This is a genomic window from Chryseobacterium sp. RU33C (genome assembly GCF_900156015.1).
GTDB lineage: Bacteria > Bacteroidota > Bacteroidia > Flavobacteriales > Weeksellaceae > Chryseobacterium > Chryseobacterium candidae.
In genome coordinates this window covers 23,395-37,112 of sequence record NZ_FTMT01000014.1, presented here as the reverse complement: position 1 = coordinate 37,112, position 13,718 = coordinate 23,395, and the positions used below count along the sequence as shown (strand labels likewise).

The 13,718-nt window shown below is 37.2% G+C and carries 5 protein-coding genes; 3 read left to right on the top strand and 2 right to left on the bottom strand.

Annotated features, from left to right (window positions below; genetic code table 11):
• Window positions 1–288: 288 nt before the first annotated feature.
• The gene (locus tag BW946_RS12675) at window positions 289–3,045 is read right to left on the bottom strand and encodes a beta strand repeat-containing protein (protein WP_139326002.1); all 2,757 of its coding nucleotides are present in this window, start codon (window positions 3,043–3,045) and stop codon (window positions 289–291) included.
• Window positions 3,046–3,780: 735 nt separating this feature from the next.
• Complete coding sequence (locus BW946_RS12670; protein ID WP_170872083.1) at window positions 3,781–5,208, bottom strand: LuxR C-terminal-related transcriptional regulator; 1,428 nt, start codon at window positions 5,206–5,208, stop codon at window positions 3,781–3,783.
• Window positions 5,209–6,244: 1,036 nt separating this feature from the next.
• On the opposite strand from BW946_RS12670, the gene BW946_RS12665 reads away from it, so the two are divergent.
• From BW946_RS12665 to BW946_RS12655, 3 genes are all read left to right on the top strand, one after another.
• Window positions 6,245–8,194 carry a hypothetical protein gene (locus BW946_RS12665; RefSeq protein WP_076596539.1) on the top strand — a complete coding sequence of 650 codons (1,950 nt, stop codon included), beginning with the start codon at window positions 6,245–6,247 and terminating at the stop codon, window positions 8,192–8,194.
• A gap of 603 nt (window positions 8,195–8,797) precedes the next feature.
• A complete protein-coding gene (locus BW946_RS12660; protein ID WP_076596538.1) occupies window positions 8,798–10,342 on the top strand; it encodes a hypothetical protein in 1,545 nt (514 codons plus the stop codon).
• Between the two features lie 1,062 nt (window positions 10,343–11,404).
• Window positions 11,405–13,663: a beta strand repeat-containing protein gene (locus BW946_RS12655; RefSeq protein ID WP_076596537.1), complete on the top strand. Its 2,259-nt coding sequence runs from the start codon at window positions 11,405–11,407 to the stop codon at window positions 13,661–13,663.
• The last annotated feature ends 55 nt before the right edge of the window (window positions 13,664–13,718 follow it).

The window sequence follows — 13,718 nt, the reverse complement described above, 5'->3', positions numbered from 1 at the left end:
AATTGAAGTGTTTTTTATTTTTATCTTATGAATATTCCCTATAATCTTTTAGATTATTCGTTCATAATACCAATTACCTGAAAAATAGCTAAGGTATTTTATTGCAGATCCTATTCTTAATGAATAAATAAGCTATACTCAAAAGTATAGCTTATTTTAAACATCCTGAAAATGATCACATTAAAAATCTATATTACAGATTTTCAACATTAAGAAATCCTTATTTTTTTCTATTTTCCCAAATTAAAAATCTGAAATTGTTTATGTTTTATTGATAAGATTTGCTACTTATTTTCCTAAATAAACAAACATATTTACACTTAAGCTTTGCGGCTGTATATTGATGGACTGCTGTGCTACACCACCGTTTACACTATTAGTAGTAAATGTATGGTTGTGCGCATCTTGAGCCAGTACATTAGTATTACGATTGTCCTGCTGTCTCCAGCCAGTACCTATTTTCCCTGCTAAAAATGTACGTGATTCTACGTTGTCTGATGGCTTACCATTATTATAGATAATATCATATCTTATACTCGGAGCCGTTGAACTCGTTGATCCTGACAACTGGAAATCAGGCAACTGATTTCTTGAAATTTTGCGGTTGTTGCTGCTGTTTACACTTCCCAGTCTGGCATTATCCTGCACTAAGTAAGAGTTGGTAGCATTAGGAATATATGATGCAAAGCCTAAAGAATTTGCTGCAGCTCTTTGGGTTGCGGTCAGATTACCTACTGGTCTTCCATCTAGTTTTACCCATCCGTTATGATCAGCATTTGAAAAACTGGGCTTAACATCGCCAATATTTTGTGGGACTGCTCCCGCAGTTCCTCCATCTGTAGATCTCCAGTAAGAGTTACTGAATACAAACTCCAATGCTTTTCCATTAGGAACGGTAACCCCGTCCAGTGTTGCCCCGAATCCGCCAGTGGTATTGTTATAGACAATTAATCTTTGCCCTGGGTTGGGAGCAGCAGGAGCAAAAATTGCCACATTGGCTGTAGCAGCTCCGGTAATCTGTACCTGGCTCACGTTGGCAGGAACGGTAACCGCATTACCAGCAACGGCTAAAGCAGTTTCACGGTTGGTAATAGCTCCATTCACATCAAGTGTAGTTCCGGGAGAGGACATATTCATACCTACTTTTCCTCCAGAGGTAACAGTTACTCTTGCTATATTATCAGTCGTAAGGTTTAGATTGTTCGGAGTAGTGGTTCCTATATAACCTGTCCCTCCACCAATATAGGTTTTCAGATTAACTGTGCCGTTGGTATGATTCAAACCAAAACTATTATCAGGGGTACTGATAGTAAGTTTGGTATCAGGAGTAGTGGTGCCGAGACCTACACGGTCATTGGCAGCATCCACTGATAAGGTACTTCCATCCACAGAAAATGCATTGGTCTGTGTTCCTGTAAAGGCCAGGGTATTGGCTCCCTGTGTTACCGTTCTGTTCCCTGCAAGAGTACCGTCTGCGGTATAGATATTAGTAGGGGAAGTTCCAGCTGAGCCTCCATCGGTAGACCTCCAGAATGAGTTACTGAAAACAAATTCCAATGCTTTGCCATTAGGAACAGTTATGCCATCCAGTGTAGTTCCAAATCCTCCTGTAGTATTATTATAAACTATCAGTCTCTGGCCGGGGTTGGGAGCAGCAGGTGCAGAAATGGCAACATTGGCTGTAGCAGCTCCGGTAATCTGTACCTGGCTTACATTGGCAGGAACTGTAACACTGTTGCCTGAAACAGCTAATACAGTTTCACGGTTGGTAATGGCTCCATTCACATCCAGTGCTGTTCCGGGGGATGCTGTAGCAATTCCTACATTTCCGCCCACTGGATTCAACACTAAAGGAAGACCTGTAGCAGCAGTTTTGTTCTGACTTGAAATATAAGATCCAAAGGGAGAGTTGGTATAGGTTCCGAAGTCCAGAGCATGGCTGGTGTTTCCATCAATTCTAAGCGTGGCATTGGTATTGGCTGTACCTAATGCTGAAGGTTGGGCATTAATACCTGTAACCACTAACTTATTGGTGGGAGACACCGTTCCTATTCCCACTCTTCCGGAGTTAGCATCTGTAAGGTACATCAGCTCGTTAGGGGTTTGACCAACACTAAAAGACAGGTAACGATTACCTGTTGCTGTTGTTGTGGAAACATCACCAAAGTTAATACGTGAAATAGGTCCTGTAGATGCAGAAGAAGAAGACTTCATATTGATCCCGAAATTTTCTGCACGATTACCATAGCTGAAACCATCCTGTCCAACATTAATTTCTAATGCATTTTTAGTCTGGGCTGTTGTAACGGCGGCATTAAGCAGCTGGCTGCCTTCTACGTGTAATTTGTTTGAAGGGGTTGTGGTACCAACTCCTAAACGGTCATTGGCAGCATCCACAGATAAAGTATTTCCATCTACAGAGAATGCATTGGTCTGCGTTCCTGTAAATGCCAGGGTATTGGCTCCCTGTGTAACAGTACGGTTTCCTGTAAGAGTTCCGTCTGCGTTATAAATATTCACAGAAGAAGTTCCAGCTGAGCCTCCATCGGTAGACCTCCAGAATGAGTTACTGAAAACGAATTCCAGTGCCTTGCCATTTGGAATGGTAACGCCATCCAATGTTGCTCCAAATCCACCTGTAGTAGCATTATAGACAATAAGTCGCTGACCGGGATTAGGAGCAGCAAATGCTGAAATGGCCACATTGGCTGTAGCAGCTCCGGTAAGCCGTACCAAACTCACATTAGCAGGAATATCAACCGCATTACCAGCAACGGCTAAAGCGGTTTCACGGTTGGTAATAGCTCCGTTTACATCTAAAGCTGTACCTGGAGAAATTGTACCAATTCCGACATTTCCATTGGGAGACATTATCAAATCATCCTTAGCCTGAGCGGCAGAAGGCACTCCGGTTGCTGGATTATTTTTTAGCCCATCAACACTAAATATTCCCTGAGGATTACCTGTATTAATCCCCACTTGTGATCTGACCGCCAGTGAAAACATAACAAATATGCCTGTTAACAATAATTTTTTTTTCATCATTTGTGTATTAATTAATTTAAATAAATTAGTTAGGTATTAAAAAATCATTTATGTTGTAAATAGTGTCATAGAATTAAGACAGTGCAATATTAGAACACTTGAAATAAAATCCAAACTCCAACCCTACATCATCCCTACATCACGATACATCATTCATACATTATATCTTAAATATTCAAAAACTCATATAAAAAAACATTCCTAATTCAAATAATCTATATATTTAAAATAACCTACTATCTAATTATAAAAATTACAATGAATTGTTTATTGATTCCTTTTTTATCGATAGTTAATAATATCAAAAAAAGGTTATTGCTTTTTCAAAATCACAGAAATAAGGAACAACTAACCTCCAAAATAATAAATGACAAAATTAACGGGCTAATGTGCCTGAAGTAAAGGGGCGGAAAGTAAAGTTCCGAAATGATACTGTACATCTCTTACCATGCAAAAAAGAATCATTTTGGTTAATAAGAGAATTATTCTCCATCTGCTTAATAGTAATAATTATGGAAAAAACTAAACAACTATATTCTTTTTATGATCAATCCATTAAAAATTCTAAAACTTATACCATAATATAATCAGAAAAAGAAAAGTATTAAGTTCCTTGACAATAATTCAGATGAAAAACGGTGTTATAATGCATGGACAGCATCACAAGTTCCCGGACAAAAAGAAATCCCCAATATAATCCAAAACTGAATAGCTTTGTAGTGTTAATCAAAATTTTTATAGCTCAAATATAGATCTGAAAAAACGATACAGATCAGTCTCAGCTTCCAGATTTAGTTTTTTTCGTATCCTATACTTTTTTGTCTGTACAGATCTGTGTTCCATAGAGATATACTGAGCAATTTCCTTTGACGAAAAACCCAGCCATATCATGGCGCAAAAAGATAAATCAGATTTAGAAAGATTAGAATTTATTTTTAACAACTCATTACATAATTCCGGATATGCTTCCTGAAATTTAGGAAAAAAATCAGTTTTCTTTTCTTTGGCAAGCTGGATGATATTTTCATAATTTTCATTGAGCTTTCTTTTCAGATCTTTCGTTTCTTTTTCTATTTCAGAAATTATTTTTTCGCTTTCCATGAGCTTCTTTCTCTTCTTTCTTATACGTAAATAAAGGTAAATGGTAACTAAAATAATCAACAATATTGAAATACTACTATACCATAAAGTGGCATTATTTTGATTTTTAAGTTGAACCTTTTCATTTTCGCTTTCTTTATTCAATCTGTTAATGGAAAGATCTATGGCTTGGTTTTGGTTGGCATCCAAGCTGTCTTGCAATGAGATCGATTTATTAAGATATTCATTTTCTTTATCAGAATTTCCTTCTTTTTTATAAAGTGTAGACAATTCCTTATAATTGTTAAGAATAATTGCCGGCCTATTAACCTGCTTTGCAAACTCTGTAGACCTCTTAATTACATCAATGGCCTGGCTATTTTTCCCCTGACTTTTCAGAAATGTTCCATAATTCTTTAAAACAACAGCCCTCTGATATTTGTTATTTTTGAAATTTTTGGTTTCTAAAAGTGCAAAAGCTTTTTGAAAATAATACTTCGCAGAATCAGGTTTCACGTCAAAAAAAGTGTAGTGCTGTGCAATATTAGCTACATCCAGTGGGTTCGCATCTATTTTCATTGATTTATGAAGATAAATAATTGCAGAATCTGGTTGATTCACCTTGTACATGTACACAGATCTGGTTGAATAGACGTAGCGTAAAAACAGACGGCATTCACGGTTATTTCTGTTTAACTTTAACCCATAGTTCATAGCTTTTGAATTATATCCCAAAGCTAATTTGCTTACATTCATCTTATTATAAACTTGTGCGTACTCAGCATTTATTTTACCTATAAGAAAATCATTTTTGCTTTTCTTAGATATATCCTCAGCTTTGTTCAGGTATTCTAATCCCTTCTTTAAATCTTCTTTAAATATAAATCGGTTGGCAATATTGGCATATCCCATTGCCTCTCCTTCACGATAATTAATTTGAACGGCTATTTTTATGATCCCTTTATTCCAACGGATGAGATCATCATCAGAAATTCTCGTTCGGAGTACTTCGTTTGTTTTTATCAATAAAGAATCAATATCATTTTTCGTGTATTGCTGTGAAAATAGCTCAATGCAGAACATTAAGAAAGAAAATAAAATTATTTTTTCTATTTTTTTTAAAAAAAACATAATAACTAGTAATTACTTAAAATAACAAAATTTCAACAAAATTTCAATAACATTATCATGACAAGCGTATCAGATCAGCATATTCAAAATAGGTAAACCACAAGTGGTAAAAGATTGAAAATAAACACATTAAATACATTAATGTGTTATTCCGCAAAATATAATAAGCTTTGAATCTGCATATTACTTTTTTTGCAAAATCCGGAATCATGTAAGAGCTTTTCATAGAATAATTAATTGCAGTTTTATTTGGTAACACTGAATTAGGATTATTTTTATTAGCCCGGCAAGAATAGATAAAATAATTATAAGTAAATAAAATGCTTTTCTCATATAAGTGAAATGTTTGTGTATTTTTCAGTAAGGTTAAGAAAAATGCAGAAAAAGCACATGATAATATGATACATCAAAAATACAACATCATGCATTAACGCGATAAAAAGACGGATTCTTAGTTGCCAATTTTTTGTTAATGTTTTGAATTTCATTAAAGCAAAGGAAATCCAGCTGTGGAAATCTTAAAAAACGTTCCATATTTCAACAGGATTTTATTGCAAAAATAGTACAGGGAGCTTACTGAATCATAACAACACATCAAACAATGAATAGATCAGTCAATACCGGAATAGTTCAAAATTATCTTTGCAATCAATTTATATTTTAGTTTTTTAAGTGAATTATTAGAAACACAATAAGATAACTGAGAACATACAGCACACAGAAAATAAATCACATTCATACGTATTAATTTATTAATAATTTTTCCATATATCAATCTTCTTTTTTTAACAAAAATACCATATGATGTATGTAAAATGTATACATATTGTACCTATGATGTATATATAAATCAAATTACAAACTCCACCAGGTATTACTTTTGCCAGCTGATTTAAAAATGAAATAATGCATAAGCATATTAGGACATTCAACTTCAATGATAGAACTATCAACACAAATAAATATTAATTTAAATTTATTATATATTATGAAAAAAAAATTATTACTAGCAAGTGTGCTCACTACTTTTTCATTGGTTGCAAAATCACAGGTGGGGATTAATACATCAACCCCTGGCGCAACTCTTGAAGTAGCAGCTAAAAACAGCACAGGTACAGGTCCTGCAGTGGAAGGCCTCCTCATCCCAAGAGTAGACAGACAAAAAGCTCAGAGTATGACCGGAGTTCCGTCATCAACATTGATCTATGTAAATAATGTAAGTACAGGAACACAAACCGGGACTGCTTTAAATATAGATGTTGTAGGATACTATTATTACAATGGAACAGCTTGGGTAAAGCTACATAATCCGGCAAATACTGTAACAGGTAATATTTATAATACAGACGGAACTCTTACAGGCAACCGTACTGTTACACAGGGAGCTAATAGATTGGCCTTTACAGGGACACAGACTAATGCATTTTCTGTAAACGGGAAAAACCTTTCTGTGGATGCCGCGAATAGCAGAGTAGGAATTGGTACCATAGCCCCTTCTTCTTCCCTGTCTGTTCAAAATAACGCAGGAGCAACAACCAATACCATTTCTGCGGGAATTGAGAATTGTGGTGCTCCTTGTGCACAAGGAGTATCAAGAAATATTACTTTGTATAATTTAAATGGTACCGGTGGCCAGTTTGCTGAGCTGGGTTTTATTCCATCAACATCTGAAACAGGACTTTCCGGGGCCAGCATTACAGGTATTGACCGCGATGCTGCCAACAGTTATGCCGGCTTACAGTTTTCCACCAGAAATGCTACAGACTTTGCACCAAGACTGACTATTAAATCCTCAGGAAACATTGGTATTGGTACAACGAATCCTACCAATAAGCTTCAAATTGAATCCGGTACAAGCGGAGCATTAAAGATTGTAGACGGAACACAAGGTACAGATAAGGTTTTAACCTCTGATGCCAATGGAGTGGCAACATGGAAAGTTTTACCGGCTGCACCTGCATCTTCCAACATTTATAACACGGATGGCACTCTGACAGGAAACCGTACCGTTACACAGGGAGCCAGCACCCTTGCCTTTACAGGAACACAAACCAATGCATTTTCTGTAGATGGAAGTACCTTATCAGTGGATGCGGCCAATGACCGTGTAGGTCTCGGCACCACTACTCCTGATACCAAACTTACTATCAGTACCCCTGATAATAGCTTCGGTTTGAATCACACCAATGGAACGATCAATCTGAAAACCTATATTGGTGGAGGATCGGGTTACTTGGGGACTACTACTTCAAATAATCTGAATCTGATGGCAAACAATAGTGCAAAAGTGGTAATTACTCCTTCCGGGAATGTAGGGGTAGGGACAGGCATACCGGACAGCTCTGCCTTACTGGATATAAGCTCCAGCAATAAAGGTCTTTTGTTACCTAGAGTATCTCTTTCCTCCACATCGGATGCCAGCACTGTTCCCGCACCAGCAAAAGGGCTTCTGGTCTATAACAATAATACAGCCATGTCACCTCAGGGAGAAGGAATTTACTATAACGGAGGAACAAGTTCAGCTCCTGACTGGGGGAAAATAGGACCTGTTTCAAAAATGTACTTTAAATACTACACCTTTACAAATCCAAATGGAGATTTTGTATCTAATTTTGATACCAAAATACCAGTAAATAAATATACGGCTATTGTTGTGGGATTTGACACCAACAATCATAGCTCCACCGATGCCGGCTTTAAAGGTAACGGTTCTACCAGTTTTGATTTTCAGGTGCCGGATATCTATACCTTTTCGCAGAACGGAACCTGGAGAATATATGCTGATGTTCCTAATGCAACTACTTCATCAGGAAGTACATTCGTATGGGGAATCAGATTGCTGATCATTTCCAACGAACAAATGACCACTTTGGGTGATGGTGGTTATAATCTTGGAGGCAGCAGTACCGGAGCAGCGACAGCTTCACCTGTTCCATAGTAGTAAAGAATAAGATAAATCAGTCTACCGGAATATATCCCAAACAATAAATCCTCTTCAATAAGTATTTTGAAGAGGTTTTTTTATTATATAAAAAAAATTGAATATGAATTCTAACAACACAGTTTTTTAAGATTTAAATAGAAAAGGTATAACAGATTAATTATTTCACATAAAAAGGATAAAAAAATACTGGAATAATGCATATATGATGTATATGCAATATGCACATGATGCATGTTTGCTGTACGTGTAAAATATACTACAATCTGGAATAAGCGTTAGTTTTGCTTTAATAAAATCCAAATCACAAAAATAACAACAAATTCATTTATATTCAGGTTCAGATGATTCAGCCTTTTTCAATATAATTTCTGGCCTTAGTTATTTTCTTAAGCTTAAGAAATTTCATTCATATGATTATGTACAATGAAATCAATTACACCAAAAATTCATTTTACAAATATCAAATATTACAAATTAAAACTATAGCCTATTACTCAATATATAAATATAAAACATAAGGATGCTCTGCAGTTATTACAGAGCCTTTGATCGATAAAAGGAGATCTTAGTTTAATTTAAATTCAAATACCATACATTATGAAAAGAAATTTATTATTAGCAGGCTTGCTTACCACCTTTTCTCTGGTGGTAAAATCACAAGTGGGAATTAATACAGCTAATCCTCAGGGAGTATTCAATGTTGACGGGTTAAAAAATAATCCAGCAACAGGAGTGCCTACGGCCGCTCAGGCTAAAGATGATCTGGTAATGACGTCTAATGGTAACATGGGACTGGGTCTTACCGCTCCCGGTACCACATTGGATGTGAACGGAGCCATTACCAACCGTGAAACCGCTTTACCCGTTGCTGGTAATACCGTTTCAGTTCCTGCTAATGTGAGTTTGGTACGGCTTACCGGCACTGCTACAGGAACAGTAACCATTACGGCTCCGGCAGCTCCGAATGCCGGTCAGAGACTGATAATTTATAATAACACTACTGGAGGATTTGGGGCTACGCTGGATGGCGTTACTGTTCCTAACGGCAAAGCGTTGGAGTTTGTTTTCAGTAATTCATTCTGGAGGTCTACCGATGGAGGCTCAGCTGGAGCTTCTCCCACTAATATCTATACAGCAGACGGTACTCTTGGGGAAAACAGGGTGGTTACTACCGCAGGAAATTCACTGGCTTTTACAAACGGAGCCAATAATGTGACTATTGGAACGACTGGGACTGAAGGTATTGTTGCAGCAAAAGGTTCTTCAAGAGGATCATTTCTTGCCAATGGAGGCGCTGCAACTTTATCGGTGTATGCAAATGATAATGGAAAAGCAATAGTCAGTGCTTATGGAAATAGTACCAGCTTGGATATGGGATCCAGCACAGCAATTCCTGTTAATGTTTTTACCAATAACACCCAAAGAATGACCGTTGATTCCGGGGGAAATGTGGGTATAGGAACATCAACTCCACAGGAGGATCTACATGTAAATGGTACTGTTCAGATTACCAACGAATTAAATGTAGGAGGCACAGCCTCCACTGCGGGAAATCCTGGTACTGCAGGCCAGGTTCTTAAATCCAATGGTCCTGGAGTTGCCCCTTCATGGCAGACTCTGGCCGGTGTTCCGAACGCCACAGGAACTATAATTGCTGTAAACGGCCAGTTTATAGTAGCTCAGGAAATATCCGTACAAATGGCCAATGACTTTATTATAGCTGGTGATCCTAGTGCCACGTCCGCAGTATCTGTGGGAAGTTTAACCAATGAAATTATAGACAACGAAAACCTATATACGGGTACACTTACCGGCAATTCTTTTAAAGTATCAGCTGATGGGATCTATCTGGTTACAATGAATGTACAACTATGGGTAGATAACAACACGGGTGGAACAACTCCAGTAATAGGAATATGGGATAACGGAACCAACCGTTGGGTTGCCCGGGTTAATGACTATTATTCAGCAGCAGCAAAACAACTACAAACTTATACTTTAATTACTTCGATTCCGATGTTTGCTTCAACTACCTATTCATTCAGAGGTGCAAATACTGAAAACACAATATGGAGGTCTCAAAGTCTGGGAAGTACAGGTCAGGGTCCTGTCACACAGGTTTCTGTGAAAAGGCTAAGGTAAGAATTACGAAACAGATTCACAGATGGTGAGAACATTTGAGAACGAATTCAAATCTTACAATTCTCAGAAAAATATCTTGTAAAAAAAACAGGCAGGAAAGCAACTCAAAATTGCTGTTCCGCCTGTTTATAACTGGTATAGCATCTTCATTTCCTCATTAAAGAAGAGCATTCTGCCCGTTATAAATACTTTGATTATAGACAATAAGGATACGCTGTATTTCAATTTTTAAAGAAAGAATAAGCTATTATTATTTTAAGGTATACTACCAGACAAAGTATTTTTAATTTTATTTATTTGTTGTTTCATACCATCAATACTTCTTCCCTTTAGCACTGATTATATTAATAAATTACTAGGCTTGAGTATTACTAATTATAATCCTGGAGACAGCAGTACCGAAGCTGCAAAAGCTTCATCCGTTCCATAGCAGTAAAGAATAAAATAAATAAGTCTACCGGAATATCCAAAAAAAAAATTCTCTTCAAAATACTTATTGAAGAGAATTTTTTATTATCTAAAAAAAAGAAATTGAGTATGAATTCTAACAATACCGCTTTTTAAGATTTAAATATAAAGAGAAAAAAGTTACAATAGATTAATTATTTCACATAAAAAGGATAAAAAAAATAAAAAAAATATAAAAATAACACAAGTTGATGTATATAAGATGTATATATAATGCACACATGATGCATTTTTGCTGTATGTGAAAAATATAATACAATCTGCAATAAACCTTAGTTTTGCCTTATAAAATTTAAAACAGGAAAATAATAATAAATTCATTTACTCAGGTTCATATAATATTTTCAGCCTTTTTCAATATTACTTCTGACCTCAGTAATTTTTCTAAAGCTTAAGCGATTTCATTCATATGGATACGTAACAATGAAATCAATTACACCAAATACTCATTTTAATTAAAACATTCAATACTACAAACTAAAACTATTACCCTATTAGTCAATATTAAATATAAAACATAAGGATGCTCGAAGTTAATATAGAGCTTTTATAAAAGAAAATCTTAGTCTAATTTAAATTCAAATACCATACATTATGAAAAAAAATTTATTACTAGCAGGATTGCTTACCACTTTTTCATTTGTGGCAAAATCACAGGTGGGGATTAATACAACCAATCCTCAGGGAGTATTTAACATTGATGGGTTAAAAAATAACCCAACAACCGGAGTACCTACAGCCGCTCAGGCTAAGGATGACCTTGTGACAACTTCTAATGGTAATCTGGGACTGGGCCTTACCACTCCGGGTACCACATTGGATGTAAACGGAGCTATTACCAACCGTGAAACTGCTTTAGCCGTTGCTGCTAATGCGGTTACTGTTCCTGCTAATGTGAGTTTGGTACGGCTTACCGGAGCTGCTACAGGAACGGTGGCCATTTCTGCATTTGCTGCTCCTAACCCTGGTCAGCGACTTATTGTCTATAACAATACTACAGGTGGATTTGATGCTACGCTAGACGGCGTTACTATTCCTAATGGGAAAGCGCTGGAGTTTGTTTTCAGTAATTCATTCTGGAGATCTACCGATGGAGGCTCAGCTGGAGCCACTCCGGTTAATATTTATACCGCAGACGGTACACTTGCAGGAAACAGAGTGGTTACAACTGCCGGAAATTCCCTTTCTTTTGCCAATGGATCCAATAGCGTGTCCGTTGGAACAACGGGTACTGAAGGTATTGTGAGAACAAACGGCTCTTCAAGAGGATCGCTTTTGGCAACCGGAGGAGGCAATAGTTTAACAGTGTATGCGGATGATAACGGAAAAACAGTGATGATGACATCCGGTAATAACACAGGGATGGACATAGGCGCATTCTCAGCAGATCCTGTAAATATTCTTACCAATAACGTAAGGAGAATAACTGCTGATTCCGGAGGAAATGTAGGAATCAATACAACTTCTCCCGGAACAACTCTTGATGTAAATGGAGCTATTACCAACCGTGAAACCGCTTTAGCCGTTACTGCTAATGCCGTTACTATTCCGGCCAATGTGAGCCAGGTACAGCTTACCGGGGCTGCTACAGCAAATGTAGCTATTACGGCACCTGCTGCTCCCAACCCCGGCCAGCGACTTATTGTCTATAACAACACTACAGGTGGATTTGGGGCTACACTGGACGGCGTAACTGTTCCTAATAATCAAATACTGGAATTTGTTTTCAGTAATTCATTCTGGAGATCTACCGATGGAGGCGCCGTTGGAGCCACTCCGGCTAATATTTATACCGTAAACGGTACTCTTGCGGGAAACAGAGTGGTTACAACTGCCGGAAATTCCCTTTCTTTCACCAATGGATCCAACAGCGTATCTGTTGGAACAACTGGTACTGAAGGTATTGTAAGAGCAACCGGCTCTTCAAGAGGATCATTTGTAGCCACCGGGGGCAGTGCTGCTCTAAGTATGTATATAAATGATAGTGGAAAAGCATTCGTTACAACAACAGGCAACGGTACTGGTATAGACATAGGTGCAGCCACAGCAGATCCTGTTAGTATTATTACCAATAACACACAAAGAGTTCTTATAACCAGTACCGGAAGTATAGGAGTAAATACTCCCACTCCCCATGCATCTGCTATACTGGATCTCAATGGGATCAACAGGGGATTTCTGCTGCCGAAGGTATTATTAACATCAACAACAGATGCCGCTACTGTTCCCACTCCTGCGAACGGACTTTTGGTTTATAATAACAATTCATCAATGGCCCCTTATGGAATGGGAATTTATTACAATTCAGGAACATCTGCAGCTCCAAGATGGACTAAACTAGCTCCTCAAACAACTGATTATCAACTTTTAGATGTTTCTACAGATGTTGCAACAGTTCCGGTAGATCAGGTAGCAGTAGGTATTGGTAATATTGTAGATAATATAGATCTTGGCTTATCTCTTCCTGTTACAATTCCAGCTAATAGCACAGTTAAAATTGTGATAGATTATAATGTTCCAATAGGTACTACAAATTCGGGTACAACTCAACGTGGTTACTATGGGGTGCGATTTCTAAGAAATGGAGTAGAAGCGCAAGAAGGATCAAGAAAATTTACAGTTACTGAAGGATCAAGTACTCCTGTTGGTTCCCAAATGATTTCCCTCTCTGGAAAATTTTTCGAAACCTATACCAACACCAATGCTTTTCCTGTTACAGCAACCTATACTTTAAACGGATATGTTGAAGGTACAAACTTTCCAGTTAGGTTTAATATGTGGTCAGCCTCAGGAGCAAACTTTAACTGGGGTAAAGCTACAATGGGTGCTACACTTTTTGCTAAAGATAATTAATATAAAAGATCAATAATTACAATTAATAAGAACTCTCGAAGCAAGCTTCGAGAGT

What these genes read in the sequence shown, in the direction of transcription:
- BW946_RS12660 (WP_076596538.1), top strand. Translation starts at nt 8,798, where the DNA reads ATGAAAAGAAATTTATTATTAGCAGGCTTGCTTACCACCTTTTCTCTG.
- BW946_RS12665 (WP_076596539.1), top strand. Translation starts at nt 6,245, where the DNA reads ATGAAAAAAAAATTATTACTAGCAAGTGTGCTCACTACTTTTTCATTG.
- BW946_RS12675 (WP_139326002.1), bottom strand. Translation starts at nt 3,045, where the DNA reads ATGATGAAAAAAAAATTATTGTTAACAGGCATATTTGTTATGTTTTCA.
- BW946_RS12655 (WP_076596537.1), top strand. Translation starts at nt 11,405, where the DNA reads ATGAAAAAAAATTTATTACTAGCAGGATTGCTTACCACTTTTTCATTT.
- BW946_RS12670 (WP_170872083.1), bottom strand. Translation starts at nt 5,208, where the DNA reads ATGTTCTGCATTGAGCTATTTTCACAGCAATACACGAAAAATGATATT.